General features: G+C 70.5%; 17 protein-coding genes. 8 read left to right on the top strand and 9 right to left on the bottom strand.

Annotation, left to right across the window (positions count from 1 at the left end):
• Nucleotides 1–70 precede the first annotated feature (70 nt).
• Both JL475_RS17865 and JL475_RS17860 read left to right on the top strand, forming a co-directional pair.
• Entirely contained in the window at nt 71–268 is a 198-nt protein-coding gene (locus tag JL475_RS17865) for a hypothetical protein (RefSeq protein WP_202278716.1), read from the top strand.
• Nucleotides 269–553: 285 nt separating this feature from the next.
• Nucleotides 554–1,501, top strand: coding sequence for a hypothetical protein (locus JL475_RS17860; protein ID WP_202278715.1), 948 nt, complete (start codon nt 554–556; stop codon nt 1,499–1,501).
• A gap of 31 nt (nt 1,502–1,532) precedes the next feature.
• Here JL475_RS17860 and JL475_RS17855 read toward each other — a convergent pair whose 3' ends face one another.
• Nucleotides 1,533–1,952 (bottom strand): Rieske (2Fe-2S) protein, encoded by a 420-nt coding sequence (locus JL475_RS17855; RefSeq protein ID WP_202278714.1) that lies wholly within the window; start codon nt 1,950–1,952, stop codon nt 1,533–1,535.
• Nucleotides 1,953–2,175: 223 nt separating this feature from the next.
• On the opposite strand from JL475_RS17855, the gene JL475_RS17850 reads away from it, so the two are divergent.
• Nucleotides 2,176–3,297 carry a LacI family DNA-binding transcriptional regulator gene (locus JL475_RS17850; protein ID WP_202278713.1) on the top strand — a complete coding sequence of 374 codons (1,122 nt, stop codon included), beginning with the start codon at nt 2,176–2,178 and terminating at the stop codon, nt 3,295–3,297.
• A complete protein-coding gene (locus tag JL475_RS17845; RefSeq protein WP_202278712.1) occupies nt 3,294–4,202 on the top strand; it encodes a carbohydrate kinase in 909 nt (302 codons plus the stop codon). The genes JL475_RS17850 and JL475_RS17845 overlap by 4 nt, the downstream gene beginning before the upstream one ends.
• A gap of 100 nt (nt 4,203–4,302) precedes the next feature.
• On the opposite strand, the gene uvrA is transcribed toward JL475_RS17845, so the two are convergent.
• Complete coding sequence (uvrA, locus tag JL475_RS17840) at nt 4,303–7,296, bottom strand: excinuclease ABC subunit UvrA (protein WP_202278711.1); 2,994 nt, start codon at nt 7,294–7,296, stop codon at nt 4,303–4,305.
• A gap of 223 nt (nt 7,297–7,519) precedes the next feature.
• On the opposite strand from uvrA, the gene JL475_RS17835 reads away from it, so the two are divergent.
• Together JL475_RS17835 and JL475_RS17830 are read left to right on the top strand one after the other, a co-directional pair.
• Entirely contained in the window at nt 7,520–8,215 is a 696-nt protein-coding gene (locus tag JL475_RS17835; protein WP_202278710.1) for a maleylpyruvate isomerase family mycothiol-dependent enzyme, read from the top strand.
• Nucleotides 8,216–8,225: 10 nt separating this feature from the next.
• The gene (locus JL475_RS17830) at nt 8,226–8,882 is read left to right on the top strand and encodes an MBL fold metallo-hydrolase (RefSeq protein WP_202278709.1); all 657 of its coding nucleotides are present in this window, start codon (nt 8,226–8,228) and stop codon (nt 8,880–8,882) included.
• 93 nt (nt 8,883–8,975) lie between these two features.
• On the opposite strand, the gene aroQ is transcribed toward JL475_RS17830, so the two are convergent.
• From aroQ to JL475_RS17795, 7 genes are all read right to left on the bottom strand, one after another.
• A complete protein-coding gene (gene aroQ, locus JL475_RS17825; protein WP_202278708.1) occupies nt 8,976–9,449 on the bottom strand; it encodes a type II 3-dehydroquinate dehydratase in 474 nt (157 codons plus the stop codon).
• Nucleotides 9,450–9,704: 255 nt separating this feature from the next.
• Complete coding sequence (locus JL475_RS17820; RefSeq protein ID WP_202278707.1) at nt 9,705–10,826, bottom strand: calcium:proton antiporter; 1,122 nt, start codon at nt 10,824–10,826, stop codon at nt 9,705–9,707.
• A gap of 370 nt (nt 10,827–11,196) precedes the next feature.
• Nucleotides 11,197–12,180, bottom strand: coding sequence for a TerC/Alx family metal homeostasis membrane protein (locus tag JL475_RS17815; RefSeq protein ID WP_202278706.1), 984 nt, complete (start codon nt 12,178–12,180; stop codon nt 11,197–11,199).
• Between the two features lie 317 nt (nt 12,181–12,497).
• Complete coding sequence (locus JL475_RS17810) at nt 12,498–14,504, bottom strand: TerD family protein (RefSeq protein WP_202278705.1); 2,007 nt, start codon at nt 14,502–14,504, stop codon at nt 12,498–12,500.
• Nucleotides 14,505–14,556: 52 nt separating this feature from the next.
• Entirely contained in the window at nt 14,557–15,135 is a 579-nt protein-coding gene (locus JL475_RS17805) for a TerD family protein (protein ID WP_202278704.1), read from the bottom strand.
• A 157-nt stretch (nt 15,136–15,292) separates the two neighbouring features.
• Nucleotides 15,293–17,437: an excinuclease ABC subunit UvrB gene (gene uvrB / locus JL475_RS17800; RefSeq protein ID WP_202278703.1), complete on the bottom strand. Its 2,145-nt coding sequence runs from the start codon at nt 17,435–17,437 to the stop codon at nt 15,293–15,295.
• A 63-nt stretch (nt 17,438–17,500) separates the two neighbouring features.
• Nucleotides 17,501–18,370 (bottom strand): MHYT domain-containing protein, encoded by an 870-nt coding sequence (locus JL475_RS17795; protein ID WP_202278702.1) that lies wholly within the window; start codon nt 18,368–18,370, stop codon nt 17,501–17,503.
• A gap of 334 nt (nt 18,371–18,704) precedes the next feature.
• On the opposite strand from JL475_RS17795, the gene JL475_RS17790 reads away from it, so the two are divergent.
• Together JL475_RS17790 and JL475_RS17785 are read left to right on the top strand one after the other, a co-directional pair.
• On the top strand, nt 18,705–19,577 hold the full coding sequence (locus JL475_RS17790) for a glycerophosphodiester phosphodiesterase family protein (RefSeq protein WP_202278701.1): 873 nt from the start codon (nt 18,705–18,707) through the stop codon (nt 19,575–19,577).
• Nucleotides 19,578–19,659: 82 nt separating this feature from the next.
• Complete coding sequence (locus tag JL475_RS17785) at nt 19,660–20,223, top strand: methylated-DNA--[protein]-cysteine S-methyltransferase (RefSeq protein WP_202278700.1); 564 nt, start codon at nt 19,660–19,662, stop codon at nt 20,221–20,223.
• Nucleotides 20,224–20,239: the final 16 nt, after the last annotated feature.

Below are 20,239 nucleotides of genomic sequence, written 5' to 3'. Positions count from 1 at the left end.
TGGGAGGTCCGGCCTGTTGACAGGCCGCAGGACGGGAAGCGGACGCGGTCACGAGTCGGAGGCTGGGCGAATGCGACAGACGCGACGGACACAGGTCGGGAAACGACGGCTGCCGGCCCGCGCGCGCCGGTACGCGGACGAGACGGCCCCGTTCCTCGACCCCTTCGGCTCCCTGAACCCCTTCGACCCGCGCGATCCCGCCATCGTGCGCGCCAAGCGCCTGCGTGCGCGCCGTGCGGACGACCACGGACGAACCGGCCGCTCCTAGGGCGCTCAGTCGCGGCAGAGCCGCAGCTCAGGGGCCGTACCGACCTTCGGGTCCGGTACGGCCCCTGAGCTGTGTGCTCCGCGCGTGCACACCGTGCGGGTGCGCCTCCGTCCGGCATCAGGTGTTGTCGGGAATTGGTCAACACGCTTCAATGCGGGGGAACTCGGGGCCCTGAACGACGGCGTACGGATGTGAACGTCCCGCCGCGCCGACGGGGGCGGACCCGGGGTGCCCCGAGCGAACGGTCTGACCAGCCGTTGTGGACATTCAGAGAAAGGCCCCTGCATGCCGCATGCCACACCGCACACGGACACCACCACCGCGGAACTGGACTCGGTCCTGCGTGGTGGGCCCTTCCATGTCGCCCTGCGGGCCGCGATAGCCGCCCGCGGACTGCCGCTGCAACGTGTGCAGCACCATCTGTCGCGCCACGGCGTGAAGGTGGGCGTCACCAGCCTCAGTTACTGGCAGCAGGGCGCCCGCCGCCCGCAGCGCCCCGAATCGCTGCGCGCCGTACGGGCCCTGGAGGAGATTCTGCAGTTGCCGGAGGAGTCGCTGATCCGCCTGCTCGCGGATTCCGGCGATCAGGCGCCGGACCGCGGCCCGGCGGGCCGCTCCTACCGCTCGCTGGTGGAGGCATCGGGCGTCCTGGCGGGGCTGCTGGCCGAGCTCGGCGTCACGCGGGACAACGGACTGCACACTCTGGCGCACCACGAGCGGGTCCTGATCGGGGCACGCCGCGAGCTCGCGGAGCGCGAGTCGCACCACATCGTGCGCGCCCACCGGGACGGCATCGACCGCTTCGTGGCCGTCCACCACGGCGATCCCGGTTCCGCGCCGGCCCGGATGACCGTGCACGCCCTGGAGAACTGCCGCACCGGCCGGATCCGCCTGCAGCAGGACACCGGCGTGCTCGCGGCCGAGCTGCTCTTCGACACCCGGCTGCGGGCCGGTGACACGTTCCTCTTCCGCTACGCCGTCGAGGACGGCACGGCCGGCGTCTCACGCGAGTACGTGCACGGGACGGACTCCCCCGGCGGCCAGTACGCGCTCCAGGTGTGCTTCGACGCCGGGGCACTGCCCGCGCGCTGCCACCGGTTCACCCAGCACTCCGCGGCGGCCCCGCGCGGCGGTCACCAGGAACTGGCGGTGAGCGGCCTGCACCGTTCGGTGCACCTGGTGGAACCGCGGCTGCGGTCGGGGTACGTGGGGATCGGCTGGGACTGGGACTGAGGCCGGGCGGGGCCGGGGCCGGGCGGCTCGGTCAGGTCTGCGGGCCGGCGACGATCGTGCCGTTCCGCACTTCCACGGAGAGCGGTGTCAGCGGCGCCACCGCGGGCTCGCGCAGCACCTTGCCGGTGGTGGCGTCGAACTCGCTGCCGTGGCAGGGGCAGATCAGCTTCGTCCCCTCCAGCTTGCCGATGGCGCAACTCGCGTGCGTGCAGACGGTGCTGTAGGCCGTGAAGGAGTCGTCCGCGCCCCGGCTGACGACGATGTTGTGGTCCCGGAACAGCTTGGTGCTCCCCGGAGCGATCTCGCTCTCCGCGCCGAGCTCGACGGGCTCGGTCGGCGGCGCGGGCCTCTCCTCGGGGGCCCCGCAGGCGGTGAGGCCGAGCCCGGCGACTGAAGTGAGGGCCACGCCTCTGAGAACGGTACGACGGCTCGCGGCGGGTCGGCCGGGCATGGGAACTCCACTGGTCGGACGGTTGTACGAGGCCGACCATACCGGGGGCGGTCGTTCCGGTTTCCGGGCGGGGAGCGAGTGAGCCGCCGGGCCGGCGGGCTCCCACCGCTGGACGTAAACGCTTGCGCAAACGTTTACGTCCGCCGTTGGATGGGATACCTTCCTCGTCACGGCGCCGCGGGGACGGACGGCGGCCGGTACCCGGAACGGAAAGGGGCGGGCGATGGCGACCATGACGGACGTGGCGCGGAGCGCCGGTGTCTCGGTCGCGACCGTCTCGCACGTCCTGAACGGCACCCGGCCGGTGCTCCCGCACACGCGCCAGGCGGTCCTGGACGCCGTGGAGGAACTCGGCTACACCCCGAACACCCTGGCCCGCTCGCTGGTCACCTCCCGCACCCGCTCGATCGGGCTCGCGGTCTCGGCGATCAGCAACCCGTACTTCACCGAGATCCTCCAGGGTGTCGAGGCGGCTGCCCTGGAGCACGGCTACAGCCTGCTCATCGCCGACCCGCACGACGACCCGGAGCACGAGCGCAAGGTCGTCCAGCTGCTGCACGAGCGCCGGGTGGAGGGCATGGTCGTCGCGCCTTCCGCGCATCCGCGCGAGCTCCTCGCCTACCTCGGGCGTCATCGGGTGCCGGCCGTGTTCCTCGACCGGGTGGTCGAGGACCCGGGGGACGGCGGTCCGCGCTTCGACCAGGTCGGCGCCGAGAGCGCGGAGCCCGTGGCCCGCCTGGTCACACACCTGGCCGGGCTCGGTCACCGCCGGATCGCCCTGGTGGCGGGGCTGCCGGGGTTCAGCACCACGTCCGAGCGGATCACCGGGTACCGGCGCGGTCTCGCGGGCGCGGGGCTGCCGTTCGACGAACGGCTCCTGGTGCACGGCGACTCCGAGTCGGCCGGCGCCGAACGGGCCACCGGTGCCCTGCTGTCCCTCGGTGCTCCCCCGACCGCACTGGTCACCGCCAACAACGCCATGACGATCGGCACGCTGCGCGCCCTGCGCGCCCACGGTCTCTCGGTGCCCGAGGACATCGCGCTGTGCTGCTTCGACGACTTCGCCTGGGCGGACCTGTTCTCGCCCCGGCTCACCGCGATCGCCCAGCCCAGCAGGGAGATCGGCGCCCGGGCCGTCCAGGTGCTCCTGGACCGTCTCGCCGCGCCGGACCGACCCGCGCGGACGGTACGACTCCCCTGCGCCTTCGTGCACCGCACCTCCTGCGGCTGCCCGGACCGGCCGGAGCAGCACGCACGGCCCTCGCAGCCGCCACGGACACGGCGGCCCGAGCAGAAGACCCAGCAGCCCGAGAACCAGCAGCCCGAGAAAGGGAACCCCTCGTGATCGTCGTAGCCGGTGAGGCACTGATCGACCTGGTACCGCGGGGCGCGGGCGCGCTCGCGGCACTGACCCCGGCGCTCGGCGGCGGCCCCTTCAACACGGCGGTGGCGCTGGGCCGTCTCGGCTCCCCCGCCGCGTTCTGCTCCCGGGTGTCCCGCGACGCCTTCGGCGAGGCGCTGCTGGACCGGCTGCGCGGGACCGGCGTGGCGGTCTCGGCGGTGCAGCGGGGCGACGAACCGACGACACTCGCCGTCGCCGCGGTCGGCGCGGACGGCTCGGCGGTCTACTCGTTCTACGTGGAGGGGACCGCGGACCGGCTGTTCACGGCGCCCCGGGCGTTGCCGCCCGGTACCCGCGCGGTGTCCTTCGGCACCTGCTCGCTCGTGCTGGAGCCGGGGGCGAGCGCGTACGAGGAGCTGATGCGCGCCGCTCACGCGCGCGGCGTGTTCACGACGCTGGATCCCAACATCCGGCCGGGGCTGGTTCCGGACGCCGACGCCTACCGGGCCCGGTTCAGGAGGTGGCTGCCGTCGGTGTCGCTGCTGAAGCTGTCGGAGGAGGACGCCCGGTGGCTCGGCGGTACTCCCGAAGAGTGGCTGGCGGCCGGTCCGGCGGCGGTCGTGGTCACCCGGGGCGGTGACGGGCTGACCGCCTTCACCCGGGACGGCGGCGAGTACTCCGTGCCGGGTGAGCCGGTCGAGGTGGTGGACACGATCGGCGCGGGCGACACGGTCAACGCGGCACTGCTGCACGGCCTGGCGACCCGGGACGCGCTCAGTGAGCGGGGGACGTCCGCTCTGGGCGCGGACGGATGGGGGGACGTGCTCGGTTTCGCGGCTCGCGCGGCGGCGATCACCTGCTCACGCGCGGGCGCGGAACCCCCGTACGCCCACGAACTGGCGGGCTGAGCACACCGTCCGAGCGTCAGGCCGAGCCGTCGGGCCGAGTCTTCGCGCGGTGCCCCGCGGGACGTTCCCGCGGGGCACCGCGCGGGAACGTCCCGCGGAGTCAGGCCTTGGCCGCCCGGGACGTTCCCTTGGCGCCGGTTTGGGCGGTCACCGCGGTCTTCCGGGTGGTGGCCTTGGCGGCGGCCGTCTTCTTCGCCGCGCTCTTCGCCGCCGTCTTGCGGGGGGCGGGCACCGAGGCGGCGTCGCTGATCCGCTCCGCTCCCAGGACGTCGCGGAGGAACTTGCCGGTGTGGCTGGTCGAGACGGCCGCGACCTGCTCGGGGGTGCCCTCCGCGACGACCAGGCCGCCGCCGGCGCCGCCCTCGGGGCCCATGTCGACGACCCAGTCGGCGGTCTTGATCACGTCGAGGTTGTGCTCGATGACGATGACCGTGTTGCCCTTGTCGACCAGGCCGGAGAGGACCGCCAGCAGCTTGCTGATGTCCTCGAAGTGCAGGCCCGTGGTCGGCTCGTCCAGGACGTAGACCGTGCGGCCGGTGGAGCGCTTCTGCAGTTCGCTCGCGAGCTTCACCCGCTGCGCCTCACCGCCGGACAGGGTGGTCGCCGCCTGGCCGAGCCGGACGTAGCCGAGTCCGACGTCGTGGAGCGTCTTCATGTGGCGGGAGATCGCCGGGACGGCCTCGAAGAAGTGCATGGCCTCTTCGATCGGCATGTTCAGGACGTCGGCGACGGACTTGCCCTTGTAGTGGACCTCCAGGGTCTCCCGGTTGTAGCGGGCGCCGTGGCAGACCTCGCACGGGACGTACACGTCCGGGAGGAAGTTCATCTCGATCTTGATCGTGCCGTCGCCCGCGCAGTTCTCGCAGCGTCCGCCCTTGACGTTGAAGGAGAAGCGGCCGGGCAGGTAGCCGCGGACCTTGGCCTCGGTCGTCTCGGCGAACAGCTTGCGGACGTGGTCGAAGACGCCGGTGTACGTCGCCGGGTTGGAACGCGGGGTGCGCCCGATGGGCGACTGGTCGACATGCACGACCTTGTCGACGAGGTCGTCGCCGTCCACCCGCGTGTGCCGGCCGGGGACGCTGCGGGCGCCGTTCAGTTCGCGGGCCAGATGGGTGTACAGGATGTCGTTGACCAGGGTGGACTTGCCGGAGCCGGAGACTCCGGTGACCGCGGTGAACACCCCCAGGGGGAAGGACACGTCGATGTCCTGCAGGTTGTTCTCGCGGGCGCCGTGCACCGTGAGCCGGCGTGCCGGGTCGTGCGGGCGGCGGACGTCCGGCAGCGGGATGGCCTTCTTGCCGGACAGGTACTGGCCGGTCTGCGACTCCGCGTTGTCCAGCAGCTCCTTCAGTGCGCCGCTGTGCACGACCTTGCCGCCGTGCTCACCGGCGCCCGGACCGATGTCGACGATCCAGTCGGCGACCTTGATGGTGTCCTCGTCGTGCTCGACGACGATGAGCGTGTTGCCCATGTCGCGCAGCCTGACCAGGGTCTCGATCAGTCGGTGGTTGTCGCGCTGGTGCAGGCCGATGGACGGCTCGTCGAGGACGTACAGCACACCGACCAGGCCGGAGCCGATCTGGGTGGCCAGGCGGATGCGCTGGGCCTCGCCACCGGAGAGCGTGCCCGCGGCGCGGTTCAGCGAGAGGTAGTCGAGGCCGACGTCGACCAGGAAGCGCAGCCGCTCGTTGACCTCCTTCAGCACGCGCTCGGCGATCTTCTTGTCGCGGGCGGTGAGCTTGAGGGCGCCGAGGAAGTTCGCGCACTCGCTGATCGACATGGCCGAGACCTCGGCGATCGACTTCTCCATGACGGTGACGGCGAGAACGATGGGCTTGAGGCGGGTGCCCGCGCAGGAGGGACAGGCCACCTCGCGCATGTAGCCCTCGAAGCGCTCACGGCTGGAGTCGCTCTCGGCCTCACTGTGCCGGCGCTTGACGAAGGGGACGGCGCCCTCGAAGGCCGTCGTGTACCGGCGCTCCCTCCCGTACCGGTTGCGGTAGCGGACCTCGACCTGTGTCTTGTGGCCGTTGAGCAGGGCCTTCTTAGCGCGCTGCGGCAGACCGGCGAAGGGGATGTCCGTACGGAAGCCCAGCGCCTCGGCCAGGGCGCCGATCAGACGGGCGAAGTAGTCCTTGGTGTGGCCGTGCGACCAGGGGTGGATGGCGCCCTCGTCGAGGCTCTTCTCCTCGTCGGGGACGATCAGCTCCGGGTCGACCTCCATGCGCGTGCCGATACCGGTGCACTCGGGGCAGGCGCCGAAGGGCGAGTTGAAGGAGAAGGAGCGGGGCTCCAGCTCCTCGAAGGACAGGTCGTCGTACGGGCAGTACAGGTGCTCGGAGAACATGCGCTCGCGCTCGGGGTCGTCCTCCGGGAGGTCGACGAAGTCGAGCACGACCATGCCGCCGGACAGACCGAGCGCGGTCTCGACGGAGTCGGTGAGACGGCGCTTGGCGCTGCCCTTCACCGTGAGGCGGTCGACGACCACCTCGATGGTGTGCTTCTCCTGCTTCTTCAGCGTGGGCGGGTGGGAGAGCTGGACGGTCTCGCCGTCCACCCGCGCGCGGGAGTAGCCCTTGGTCTGGAGGTCGGCGAAGAGGTCGACGAACTCGCCCTTGCGCTCGCGCACCAGCGGGGAGAGCACCTGGAAGCGGCTGCCCTCCGGCAGCTCCAGCACCCGGTCGACGATGGCCTGCGGCGACTGGCGCGAGATGGGCCGGGCGCACTCGGGGCAGTGCGGTTTGCCGATGCGCGCGAAGAGCAGCCGCAGGTAGTCGTAGACCTCGGTGATGGTGCCGACCGTGGAGCGCGGGTTGCGCGAGGTCGACTTCTGGTCGATGGAGACCGCCGGGGACAGGCCCTCGATGAAGTCGACGTCCGGCTTGTCCATCTGGCCGAGGAACTGCCGGGCGTACGAGGAGAGCGACTCCACATAGCGCCGCTGGCCCTCGGCGAAGATCGTGTCGAAGGCCAGCGAGGACTTGCCCGACCCCGACAGGCCCGTGAAGACGATGAGCGAGTCACGGGGGAGGTCGAGCGAGACGTTCTTGAGGTTGTGCTCGCGTGCTCCACGGACGATGAGACGGTCGGCCACGCCGGTCCGCACCTTTCTTGAGAGAAGTGACAGGGGCGGGACCCCCGTGCTTTCTCACACTAGGGCGAGCCACTGACAACGCCGGTCGGATTCACGGGTTGACAACAATCCCCGGCTCTCCAGCATGCCCGACGCCGGAAACGACCCTATAGCACGTGCATTCGATTTACGGCCCTTCCTCGCCACCTTCACCCGAAGGTGTGGCGGGACTAGGGTCGACCCCATGACCGATCACGCTCATGACCTGGCATCTGTACATGACGCGACCGAGCGGCTGCTCGACGCGGTCGGCGCACTGGACAACGCCGCTGTGACCCAGTCGTCACGGCTTCCCGGCTGGACGCGTGGACATGTGCTGGCCCACCTGGCCCGCAACGCGGACGCCCTCGTGAACGTCCTGGAGGGGCGTCCGATGTACCCCTCCGCCGAAGTCCGGGAGGCCGACATCGAGCGGGACGCCCCGCGCCCCCTCGACGTCCACCTCGCGGACCTGCGGGAGACCGGAGCCCGCTTCCAAAAGACGGGCGCGGCGCCTGCGGACTGGTCGCGCACCGTGGCACTGCGCAACGGGGTCACGGACCGGGCGGCCCGGGTGCCGTTCCGGCGCCTGATCGAGGTGGAACTGCACCACGTGGACCTCGGCATCGGCTACGAGTTGGAGGATCTTTCGGCGGAGTTCACCGAACGGGAGATCCGTTTCCTGGTGGCACGGTTCAAGGGCCACCAGGACGTGCCCACGACGCTGCTGACCACGAGTGACGGCCGGACCTGGACCACCGGCGGCGGGGCGCCGGACGGCCCGGTCGAGGTCGAGGTCGAGGGTCCGGCCGCCGACCTGCTCGGCTGGCTCGCCGGACGCCGCGACGGCTCCGGACTGACGGTGAAGAACGGCCCGCTGCCCGCCCTTCCTCCGATATAGGCTGGCCGCCATGACCTACAGCGGGCAGGTGACGGTCGGCGGGCCGGCCGACGTGCACGAACTCAAGGACCTGATGATCACCAAGGTCGCGGTCGGGCCCATGGACAACAACGCCTATCTGCTGCGTTGCCGGGCCACCGACGAGCAGTTGCTGATCGACGCGGCCAACGACGCGGACACCCTGCTGGGCTCGATCGGTGACGACGGCATCGCGTCCGTCGTCACCACCCACCGGCACGGCGACCACTGGCAGGCGCTCGCCCAGGTCGTGGCGGCCACCGGCGCGCGCACCCACGCGGGCCGGGACGACGCCGAGGGCATCCCGGTGCCGACGGACGTCCTGATCGACGACGGCGACACGATCCGGGTGGGGCGGGTGGAGCTCACCGCGCGCCATCTCGTCGGCCACACGCCCGGCTCGATCGCCCTCGTCTACGACGATCCACACGGGCATCCCCATGTGTTCACGGGGGACTGCCTGTTCCCGGGCGGGGTGGGCAACACCCACAAGGACCCGAAGGCGTTCGCCAGCCTGATCCACGATGTGGAGACCAAGATCTTCGACGTGCTCCCGGACGAGACCTGGGTCTACCCCGGACACGGCGACGACACCACGCTGGGCGCGGAACGTCCGCATCTGCCGGAGTGGCGCGCCCGGGGCTGGTGAGCGCCCCGGGCGACGCGGCGGACGGCCGGGTACGGATTGCGGGGCCGGCGCGGGTGAGGAACGCCCTCCGGGCGCCCATTTCGTCCGGAGTTCTTACGCCTGCGCCCTGCCCGGGCCGGCCAGCGCCGCGATGCGCTCCACGGCGAACGCATAGCCCTGCACCCCGCACCCCGCGATGACCCCGTCGGCCCGCAGCGAGACGTAGGAGTGGTGCCGGAAGGACTCGCGCCGGTGGATGTTGGAGATGTGGACCTCCACCACGGGCAGACCGTCACAGGTGTTGAGCGCGTCGAGGATCGCGACGGAGGTGTGCGAGTAGGCACCGGGGTTGATCACGATGCCGCAGTGGTTCAGCCGCGCCTCGTGGATCCAGTCCACCAACTGGCCCTCGTGGTTGGACTGCCGCAGATCCACCGTGCCCCCGTGCCTGCCCGCCGCCTCGGCGCACAGCGCCTCGACGTCGGTGAGCGTCTCGGAGCCGTAGATCTCCGGCTGACGCTGCCCGAGCAGGTTCAGATTGGGGCCGTTGAGAATCATGATCGGGGCGTCGGCCAGGTTGCGGGGCACAGTTCCTCCGGTCCGTTCGGAAGGTTCGCGATGAAACGGGCATGCAGTATTCATGAACCGGCGTGAAGCCGGTCGCAACGGCCGGTCGTCGCCGGAACGCTGCTCGGACCGGTCTATCACGGTGCCCCGGGCGCATGGCGGGCCCCCGGGGTGCCGACGGAACCGCCTCCGGGTGGGGGTGCGCCCGCGCGGGTGCCGCGGGCGCACACCCGCCCGGAGGCGGTTCTGCGATCGGTGTCACGGGTTGGATCGGTGTTACGGGTTGAGCGCCAGTTCGAGATAGGCGGCGAGGATCACCAGGTGCACCCCGCCCTGGAGCGGTGTGGCCCGGCCGGGGCGTACGGTCAGGACGCCGACCATCACGGTCAGGGCGAGCAGCACCATGTGGGTGTTGCCGAGGCCCAGAACGAGCGGACCGGAGAGCCAGAAGGACGCGATCGCGACCGCGGGGATGCTCAGTCCGATACTGGCCATCGCCGAACCGAGTGCGAGATTGACGCTGGTCTGCACGCGATTGCGCCGCGCGGCCCGCACGGCTGCGATGGTCTCGGGAAGCAGGACCAGCAGCGCGATGATCACACCGACGACGGCGTGGGGCAGCCCGGCAGCCGATACGCCGGACTCGATGGCGGGCGAGACTCCTTTGGCAAGGCCGACCACCCCGACCAGGGCCAGGCCGAGCAGGCCGAGGCTGATCAGCGCGGTGCGGTTGGAGGGCGCGACGGCGTGCTCGTCCTCGTCCTCGACCTTCGTGACCGGCATGCCCTGCTTGCCCAGCTTCTGTACGGGCAGGAAGTAGTCACGATGTCGAACGGTCTGGGTGGCGACGAACAAGCCGTAGAGGATCAGTGAGGTGACCGCGGCGAAGGTGAGTTGCACCGCGGAGAATTCCGGCCCGGGCTTGCTGGTGGTGAATGTCGGCAGCACGAGGGTGAGCCCCGCCAGCGTCGCCACCGTGGCGAGCGCCGCGCTGGCGCCTTCCGGGTTGAAGACGGCCGTGCCGTGGCGCAGTGAGCCGACCAGAAGACTCAGGCCGAGGATGCCGTTACAGGTGATCATCACGGCTGCGAAGACGGTGTCCCTGGCCAGGGACGCGGTCTCGGGCCCCCCGTCGATCATCAAGGTGACGATCAGCGCGACCTCGATGATCGTGACGGCGACCGCGAGGACCAGTGAACCGAAGGGTTCACCGACCCGGTGGGCCACCACTTCCGCATGGTGCACGGCGGCCAGCACCGCTGCCGCCAGCACGACGACCGCCACGGCGACGACCGCTCCGGGCAGTTCGCGTCCCCAGGTGAACAACAGGAGCACTCCGGCGAGCACCGGCACCACGGTCGTCCACCGGTCCGTCAGCCCTTTGACCCACCTGTTCATGAAGCAAGGCTCTCGGAGGTGAACGAGCGTCGCATTCCGGTCTCTCCGAGCTCTGACGGCCCGCTTGCCGCACCGGCCGCTTCGACGTCCGTGCTGCCGGCGGGTCTCGGGCGGTACGGCCGGCCTCGCCGGTGTCCGGCGAGCCCCATCGCTTCCACGTTCCTTGTCGTTCTGGGGTGATCGTTGTCGCGCATGATCTCCTCTACTGCTGGAGGAATGGTCAGTGACGGGCGGCAGCGAGTGTGGCCGCGGTTCCTTCCGCTGAGGTCTTCTGTCGTGATCCGGCGGGAGACAGGCAGACACCGGGAGCGGTGCTCGGCTGTGGGCCGCGCCCCGCTCCCGGAAATTTCCTGTCCGGTTACGGACTGGGTCAGACGTCGATGCTGTTCTTGCCGGCGGAGTCCTCGGCCTGGGCCTGCTTCCTGGAGGCCCGCAGGCTGGTGATCGTGGTGACGATCAGGACGGAGCAGATCACGCCCAGCGACACCGGGATGCTGATCACGGGAACGTGCACCCCGGACTCGTGCAGCGCGTGCAGCACCAGCTTCACGCCGATGAAGCCGAGGATGATCGACAGGCCGTAGGCCAGGTGGACCAGCTTGCTCAGCAGGCCGCCGAGGAGGAAGTACAGCTGCCTGAGGCCCATCAGGGCGAACGCGTTCGCGGTGAACACGATGTACGGGTCCTGGGTCAGGCCGAAGATCGCGGGGATCGAGTCGAGTGCGAAGAGCACGTCGGTGGTGCCGATGGCGAGCATCACGACCAGCATCGGGGTCATGACCCGCTTGCCGTTCTGCTCGATCCACAGCTTGGTGCCGTGGTACCGGTCGGCCACGCCGAACCGGCGCTCGGCGGCCTTGAGGAGCTTGTTCTCCTCGAACTCCTCCTCCTCTTCGGGAGCGCGGGCCTCCTTGATGAGCTTCCACGCGGTCCAGATGAGGAAGGCGCCGAAGATGTAGAAGATCCACGAGAAGTTGGCGATGATCGCGGCGCCCGCGGCGATGAAGCCGGCCCGCAGCACCAGGGCTATGAGCACACCGACGAGGAGCACCCTTTGCTGGTACTGCGAGGGCACCGCGAATTTCGTCATGATCAGGACGAAGACGAAGAGGTTGTCGACGCTCAGCGACTTCTCGGTGATGAAGCCGGCGAAGAACTCACCGGCGGGCTGGCCGCCGCCGAAGACCAGCAGGCCGAGCCCGAAGAGCACGGCCAGGACGATCCAGACGATGGTCCAGATCCCGGCTTCCTTGATCGATACGTCGTGCGGCTTGCGGCCGATGAAGAAGTCGACCGAGATGAGGGCGGCAAGGCCCACGATGGTCAGGACCCACAGGGTCAGGGAAACATCCACTACGCCTCCGGCAGATACGTCTCACGGCAAAAGTCAGCGTCGTCGCTGCCGGAGGTCTCTTCCACCCGGGTTCCGGCATTCGAAAGCAGTGCCGGACAGCACCTCGGGCCGACGCCCCGGGATCAGGCCTGATCCGTATTGACGGGGTCGCCGCACAGACAGGGAGTACTCCCCTCCGTGCGGAAAACTTTACCCCCATGACCAAGGATTGGTAAAGAGGTGGGTAAAAGAAAGACCAAAGCGCCAGATGAGACGTGGTGCGATGGGCACTCGTTCCAAGGGGCGGGACACGCCCGCCCGGGCGGACCGAGGCGCGGTCAGGGCCGCCAGGCGCGGCGGGCCTCGGCGACCCGGGTGAGCACCTGCTGGAGGATCTGGCTGCCGGGCGGCACCAGCGAGGGCTCGTACGTCCAGGCGTGCCCGACCCAGGGGTCGGCCAGGTGGCTGTCGGCGACCGGTGTCAGCCGCAGCAGCGCACGCCACAGCGGATCGAGCAGCGGGCCGTAGCCGGCGGACTCCTCGCGGTCGGCGACCATCATCAGGTGGACGCCGACGGACGGGCCCTCGTCGGCGAGGTACCGCAGCTGGTTCACGGCACGGTCGTCGAAGCCGTGCGGGAAGTCGTTGACGACCAGCAGTTGCTGGGAGGTGTCGAAGTCGGGGGGCAGCGAGTCGGCCGCTCCGCCGCGCAGTGCCATCTGCACCAGGTCGACCCGCTGGGTGAGCCGGCTCAGGACCTCCGCGACGCCCGCGGCGCCCTGGGCCGGCGGGGCCGCCAGCACACCCGTCCGCGTCAGCGGTGCCAGCGGCTGCCCGGCCGAGCCGGCCGGGTCGATGACGTGCACGGTGAACTCGCCCGCCGGATGGACGGCGAGCAGCCGGGCCGCGTGGGACACGGCCGTCTCCATGGCGAGGCGTCGCATGTCGTGGGCGTCGGTGAACGACTCGGCCGGCGCGTCGGCCCGTCCGCTGTCGATCCACAGACCGCGTTCCAGCGGCAGCCGGAGCAGCATCGGGATGCGGAGGCGGTCGGCCTCGGGCAGCCGGAGGTCGCCCAGGCGCAGCGCCATGGGGATCTCCATCGGCACCCGGTAGGCGTGCCAGACGGGGTTGTCCCAGCGCGCGTAGGCAGGCGGGAGGGCGGGCTCGACGACGTCGGCCTCGGCGACGAGCTGGGCGAGGTCCCGGTCGAAGGCCTCCCTCGCCTGGTCGACGAGCTGGGCCTGCCGTGCCCTGGCCGCCTCGCGCGCGGCGTCGCCCTGGCTCCCGATCCGGCTGCGCGGGTCGGACAGGGCCTGTTCCAGCTCCTTGTCCATGCGTGACTCGGCGAAGTCGACGGCGCTGCGGTAGGCGGCGGTGGTGCGGGCCAGGTCCTCGAACATGCCCCAGACCTGGTTGTGGAGGCGCTCGTCCATGGACCAGCCGGTCGCGTCGCCGGCGACGGGCTGGGCGGGCTGTCCCGGCCGGGCCGGGGGCGCGGCCGGCGGGGGCGGCGGAGCGGCGTTCCGCCGACGGGGGTGGCTGTAGTCGATCGGGCCACCGGTGGTCGCCGCGGACGGGTCGGCGGCTCCCCCGGGGTACGCCGGCTGCGGTCCGCCCTGTCCCGGCGGGCCGGCCGACTGACCGCCGTACGCGGGCGGCACGGGACCGGGGGCGCCCTGTGGTGCGGTGCCGACGCCCTGGTCGGGGTGGCGGGCCGGGGCGGCCGTCTGCCGGTGACGGTCGCCGTCGGACGGACGGGACGGGGGTGCCTGCACGGAGCGGGCGAGGCCCTGCGCGACCGCTTCGTCGATGTCGCCCGCGAGCTGCCGTGCCTGGGGCAGGCCCTGGTCGGTGAAGAGTTCGGTCAGGCCTCCGGCGTAGCCCTGGCCGACCGCCCGGACCTTCCAGGCGCCCTGGCGCCGGTAGAGCTCCAGGGCGACGACGGCCGACTCGGCGTCCAGGCCGGTGACGGTGTAGCTGGCCACTTCGGTGCCGTCCAGACCGGTGACCGCGACGAAGGGGGCGGCGACGGCGCCGAAGCGGGCGGGTCCCGGGCCGTCGGCCGCGGCGGGCAGGGCGAGCAGCACGCTGACGCGGTGGACCGCGTCCGCCAGCGCGTCCAGGTCCACCGCGAGCCGGTGGTCGGCCGCGGCTTGCCGCGACACCTCCAGGCCGGGCCGGGTGGGCGCGCCCGGGTGGGCCACCCACTCCACCCCGTGGATCCGGCCGTTCTCGTCGCCGAGCACGGCCGCGGTCACGATCGACGTACCGGCCGAGACCCGGATCTCGAGACGGGACCGGGAGAGCGGGTGATTCTGTCCCCGCACCAGCTCAGCCGTCATTGCCCTCGTCCCCCTGTGTCGCGTGCGGTGCGCTGGTCGCGTGCGGTACCGGTCAGAGCACCGGCAGGATCGACGGCATCAGGTCCTGGAAGGTACGGCCGTTGGCCGGGTTGCCGAGGGCCGTCATCGTCCAGCCCGTGCCCGAGCGGTGCACCTTCGCCATGAGCTGGGCCGTGTAGGCGCCGCCGCCGGCCAGCGTGTAGCGGGCCAGTTCCTGGCCGTTGGTCTCGTCGACGAGCCGGCAGAACGCGTTCTGCACCTCCTGGAAGGTCTGGCCCGTGAAGGAGTTCACGGTGAAGACGATCTGGTCGATGTGGACCGGGACACGGGACAGGTCGACGAGGATGGCCTCGTCGTCGCCGCCCTGGCCGACGCCACCGACGAGGTTGTCGCCGGTGTGGCGCACGGAGCCGTCGTCGCTCACCAGGTGGCGGAAGAAGACGACGTCGACCGGCTGCTTCTCGGCGAACAGGACGGCGGAGGCGTCCAGGTCGATCTCCCGGGTACGCGAGCCGAACAGGCCGCGGCGGGGGGCCGCCTGCCAGCCGAGACCCATACGGACCGCGGTCAGGCTGCCGCCGTCGTTCTTCTGCAGACTGATGGCCTGACCCTTGGTCATGTTGACGGTCACGCGCTGATTCCCCTCTCGGACTTCCCCTGTTGCCGCGAAACCGCGGTTGCCCAGAACACTACGCAGGGGCACTGACGGTGACGTACCCCCGTCCGCACTTTGTGTCGGTCTTGCAACACAGTCCGTACGGGCGGGGAACCGCACGAGCCCGGTGCCGTCAGGACAGGCCGGCCTCGCGCATCTGGCGCAGTTCCTTCTTCATCTCGGAGACCTCGTCGCGCAGCCGGGCCGCGATCTCGAACTGGAGGTCGGCGGCGGCTGCCCGCATCCGCGAGGTCAGCTCCTCGATCTGTTCGGCGAGTTCGGCCGCGGGGCGGTCGGTGGGCACCGGCTCGGCGCCCTTGGCCCTGCCCTTCGTGCTCTTCGTGCCCTTGGCGGCCTTGCCGAGCGCGGGCACGGGTGCCTTGGCCGCGCCGCCGTCCTTCTTGGTCTTGCGGTAGCCGGAGTCGAGCAGCTGCTCGGTGTCGATGTCCTCGCGGGCGATCTGCGCGACGATGTCGTTGATCTTCTTGCGGAGCGGCTGGGGGTCGATGCCGTTGGCCTGGTTGTAGGCGACCTGCTTCTCCCGGCGGCGGTTGGTCTCGTCGATGGCCTTCTCCATCGCCGGGGTGATCTTGTCGGCGTACATGTGGACCTGGCCGGAGACATTGCGCGCGGCCCGGCCGATGGTCTGGATCAGGGAGGTGCCGGAGCGCAGGAAGCCCTCCTTGTCGGCGTCGAGGATCGCCACCAGGGACACCTCGGGCAGGTCGAGGCCCTCCCGCAGCAGGTTGATGCCGACGAGGACGTCGTACTCGCCGCTGCGCAGCTCCCGCAGCAGCTCGACCCGGCGCAGGGTGTCGACGTCGCTGTGGAGATAGCGCACCTGGATGCCGAGTTCGAGGAAGTAGTCGGTGAGGTCCTCGGCCATCTTCTTGGTGAGCGTGGTGACCAGGACGCGTTCGTCCTTCTCCACGCGCGCGCGGATCTCGTGCACCAGGTCGTCGATCTGGCCCTCGGTGGGCTTGACCACGACCTCCGGGTCGACCAGGCCGGTGGGGCGGATGATCTGCTCGACGACTCCGTCCGAGCGGGAGAGCTCGTACGCGCCGGGGGTGGCCGACAGGTACACGGCCTGGCCGATGCGCTCCTGGAACTCCTCCCACTTCAGCGGGCGGTTGTCCAGGGCGGAGGGGAGCCGGAAGCCGTGGTCGACGAGGGTGCGCTTACGCGAGGCGTCACCCTCGTACATGGCGCCGATCTGCGGCACGGTGACATGCGACTCGTCGATGACCAGGAGGAAGTCCTCCGGGAAGTAGTCCATCAGGGTGTTCGGCGGGGAGCCGGGCAGGCGGCCGTCGAAATGCATCGAGTAGTTCTCGACGCCGGAACAGCTGCCGATCTGGCGGAGCATCTCGAGGTCGTAGGTGGTGCGCATCCGCAAACGCTGGGCCTCCAGGAGCTTGCCCTGCTTCTCCAGCTCGGCCAGGCGCTCGGTGAGCTCCTTCTCGATGTCGCCCACGGCCCGCTCCATGCGCTCGGGGCCGGCGACGTAGTGGGAGGCGGGGAAGACGTACAGCTGCTGGTCGTCGCTGATGATCTCGCCGGTGACCGGGTGGAGCGTGGAGAGCGCCTCGATCTCGTCGCCGAACATCTCGATGCGGACGGCGAGCTCCTCGTAGACCGGGAAGATCTCGATGGTGTCGCCGCGGACGCGGAAGGTGCCGCGGGTGAAGGCCAGGTCGTTGCGCGTGTACTGGATGTCCACGAAGCGGCGCAGCAGCTCGTCCCGGTCGAACTCCTCGCCGACGCGGAGCGGCACCATGCGGTCGACGTACTCCTGCGGGGTGCCGAGGCCGTAGATGCAGGAGACGGAGGCGACCACGACGACGTCACGGCGGGTGAGCAGGGAGTTGGTCGCGGAGTGGCGCAGTCGCTCGACCTCCTCGTTGATCGAGGAGTCCTTCTCGATGTAGGTGTCCGACTGGGGGACGTACGCCTCGGGCTGGTAGTAGTCGTAGTACGAGACGAAGTACTCGACCGCGTTGTTCGGCAGCAGTTCGCGGAACTCGTTGGCCAGCTGGGCGGCCAGCGTCTTGTTCGGCGCCATCACCAGGGTGGGGCGCTGGAGCTTCTCGATCATCCACGCGGTGGTGGCGGACTTGCCGGTGCCGGTCGCGCCCAGGAGGACGACGTCCTTCTCACCTGCTTCGATGCGCCGGGCGAGGTCGGCGATGGCCGCCGGCTGGTCGCCGCTGGGCTGGTAGGGGCTGACGACCTCGAAGGGCGCCACCGTGCGTTCGATCTGGGAAACGGGCCGCATGTCACCCACCGTACGACCCGCCACTGACAACGGGTCCCGACCGGGCCCGGGGCAGGACTGCGGTCAGCGCTTCTGCGGGGTGCGGGAGCGGTGCTCGACGGGGCCGCGGGCACGCGGCCGAAGACGGTTCGGGGAGGAGGAGTGCTGGTGCCGGTGATGGGCGGGGACGCCGGGCTTGTGCTCGGCGGGGGCCGGACCGGACCGCCCCATGATCATCAGCGGATCGAAGATCACCACGACGCCGGCCAGGACGAGGAGGGCGATCGGGCCGAGCATCATGGGCGCGAGCAGGGAGGCCGCCGACTCTCCCTCGACGGGGGCGGCCGTCCCGTGGACGTGGACCTCCAGGGCGGCCATGCCGGTGTAGTGCATACCGGTGACCGCGAGGCCCATGACGAGACTCGCGCCCACGCTCCACAGGAAGCCTCTGACCTGTCCGGCCGCCCACAGGGCGGCGGTGGCGGCGACCATGGCGATGGCGACGGACGCGGCGACGGTGAGCGTGTCGTACTCCAGCGTTCCGTCGAGGCTCATGCTGGCCATGCCCAGGTAGTGCATGGAGGCGATACCGAGACCGGTGATGGTGCCCCCGGTGAACAGCGGCGTCCCGGTCGCGCCCCGGTAGCCGACGATGAAGATCCCGATGCCCACCATGACGAGGGCGACGCCCAGGCTGGCGAGTGTCGTCACACGGTCGTAGTGGATGGGCGTGCCCTCGATCGTGAAGCCCGTCATCGCGATGAAGTGCATCGTCCATATACCGGAGGCGATGGCCGCCGCGCCCAGGGCGAGCCAGCCGGGGCGCCAGGACCGGGTCACGACGAGGGGCCTGGTGGCGCACCGCAGGCCCAGGGCGCCGCCGAGGCAGGCCATGAGGAAGGCCACCACCGGTGTGACCATGCCGTAGCTGAATCCGTCGACCGTGCTCTGCATGCGCGGCTGCCCTTTCCCACCGTTTGCATCCCGGAATCGTGTGTCGTGAACCCCCTCCCAGGACCGCTCGGCGGTCAGGGTTGACGCAGAGAGTATGACGGCCACCGGAATGGTCGAACGACCATCCGGGCAAAGAAACACGCTCTTGCCTCACTTGTGCGGCTCCAGTGTGCGGAGTTGGGGCAAGACCGTTCAATCCGTGGTCATCCTGCACCCGCCCCGCGTTGACCTTCTGCTGTCAGAGTTGCACTGTCCGTGTTGTTTGGGACGTCTGGCATGTCTTGCATGTCCCGTATATCCGGCATGATCTGACCGCTCGACGCGAGGAGTCCGCATGCACATGCGCGCCGTTGTCGCCTCGACCACCGCGCTCCTGGGAACCACCGCTCTCCTGCTTCCCCTCTCCCCCGCGCGTGCCTCCGACGGTGGCACACCGCCCGTAGTGGTCGCCCACCGGGGCGCCTCCGGATACGCGCCCGAGAACACCCTGGCAGCCGTCGACGAGGCCGCCGCACTCGGCATCGACTGGGTGGAGAACGACGTCCAGCGCACCAAGGACGGTGAGCTCGTCGTCCTGCACGACGACAGCCTGGCGCGCACCACGAACGTCGAGACGGTCTTCCCCGGCCGGTCGCCGTGGAAGGTGAAGGACTTCACCGCCGCGGAGATCGCCCGTCTCGACGCGGGCAGCTGGTTCGGTCCCGCGTACGCGGGCGTGCGCGTACCGACGCTGGAGCAGTTCGTGCGGCGTGTGGAGCGGCACGACCAGAATCTGCTGCTGGAACTCAAGAGCCCGGAGCTGTATCCCGGCATCGAGCAGGAGACCCTGAAGGTCCTGAGCAACGAGGGATGGCTCGACCGCGCGCATCTGAGGGACCGGCTGGTCGTGCAGAGCTTCAACACGGACAGCGTGCGGACCGTCCACGAGCTGAAGCCCGGGGTGAAGACCGGTTTCATCGGTGCGCCCCCGGTGAGCGACCTGCCCGCGTACGCGGACTTCGCCGACCAGATCAACCCCCCGCACACGTCGCTGTCCGGCGCTTACGTCGCGGCGGTCCAGGCCTTCCACGGACCGCACGACAAGCCGCTGGAGGTCCTCACCTGGACCGTGAACGATGCGGCGGCGGCCCGGCGGGTGGCGGGATTCGGGGTCGACGGGATCATCAGCAACAAGCCCGACGTGGTGCGGGACGCGGTGGACGGCTGACGGCCCGCCGCACGGTGCCCTTCGCGGGTCTTCGCGGGTCTTCACGCCCGGCGTTGTCAGTGGCGGGTCGTACGGTGGGCTCATGGACAGCCATGGGCAGTACGAGCAGCGGGTCGTGTGGGCGGTCGTCGGTACCGGCATCGGCCCGCTGCTGCTGGCCGCGACCCGTGAGGGCCTGGTCAACGTCGTGTTCCACGCGACCGACAAGGTGCGCGACGGCGCGCTGGAGCGGCTGGCGTCCCGGCTCGGCACCGAGCCCGTCGAGGACCCCGGCTCCCCGCTGCTGACCGAGGCGATACGCCAGGTCGAGGCGTACTTCGCGGGCGAGCTCCACGACTTCGACCTGCCGCTGGACTGGTCGCTGGTCTCGGGGAACTCGGGCTTCAACCGCGAGGTCCTGCGGGAGCTGGCCTCCGGTGTTCCGTACGGCACGGTCGTCGGGTACGGCGATCTGGCCGGGCGGGCCGGTCAGCCCGGCGGCGCCCAGGCCGTCGGCATGGCGATGGGCGCCAATCCGCTGCCGGTGGTCGTGCCCTGCCACCGGGTGGTGGAGAGCGACGGCGGCATCGGCGGGTTCGGGGGCGGGGTGGAGACCAAGCGCCGGCTGCTCGCGCTGGAGGGTGTGCTGCCCGAGCCGCTCTTCTGACGGACGCGTCAGTCCG

Source organism: Streptomyces sp. M2CJ-2 (assembly GCF_016757295.1).
Taxonomy (GTDB): domain Bacteria; phylum Actinomycetota; class Actinomycetes; order Streptomycetales; family Streptomycetaceae; genus Streptomyces.
The sequence above is the reverse complement of the archived record's forward strand: the minus strand, read 5'-3'. Positions and strand labels throughout refer to the sequence as shown.

Coding starts and splice junctions, on each gene's coding strand:
- JL475_RS17865 (WP_202278716.1), top strand. CDS start 71: ATGCGACAGACGCGACGGACACAGGTCGGGAAACGACGGCTGCCGGCC.
- JL475_RS17860 (WP_202278715.1), top strand. CDS start 554: ATGCCGCATGCCACACCGCACACGGACACCACCACCGCGGAACTGGAC.
- JL475_RS17855 (WP_202278714.1), bottom strand. CDS start 1,952: ATGCCCGGCCGACCCGCCGCGAGCCGTCGTACCGTTCTCAGAGGCGTG.
- JL475_RS17850 (WP_202278713.1), top strand. CDS start 2,176: ATGGCGACCATGACGGACGTGGCGCGGAGCGCCGGTGTCTCGGTCGCG.
- JL475_RS17835 (WP_202278710.1), top strand. CDS start 7,520: ATGACCGATCACGCTCATGACCTGGCATCTGTACATGACGCGACCGAG.
- JL475_RS17830 (WP_202278709.1), top strand. CDS start 8,226: ATGACCTACAGCGGGCAGGTGACGGTCGGCGGGCCGGCCGACGTGCAC.
- JL475_RS17820 (WP_202278707.1), bottom strand. CDS start 10,826: ATGAACAGGTGGGTCAAAGGGCTGACGGACCGGTGGACGACCGTGGTG.
- JL475_RS17810 (WP_202278705.1), bottom strand. CDS start 14,504: ATGACGGCTGAGCTGGTGCGGGGACAGAATCACCCGCTCTCCCGGTCC.
- uvrB (WP_202278703.1), bottom strand. CDS start 17,437: ATGCGGCCCGTTTCCCAGATCGAACGCACGGTGGCGCCCTTCGAGGTC.
- JL475_RS17795 (WP_202278702.1), bottom strand. CDS start 18,370: ATGCAGAGCACGGTCGACGGATTCAGCTACGGCATGGTCACACCGGTG.
- JL475_RS17790 (WP_202278701.1), top strand. CDS start 18,705: ATGCACATGCGCGCCGTTGTCGCCTCGACCACCGCGCTCCTGGGAACC.
- JL475_RS17785 (WP_202278700.1), top strand. CDS start 19,660: ATGGACAGCCATGGGCAGTACGAGCAGCGGGTCGTGTGGGCGGTCGTC.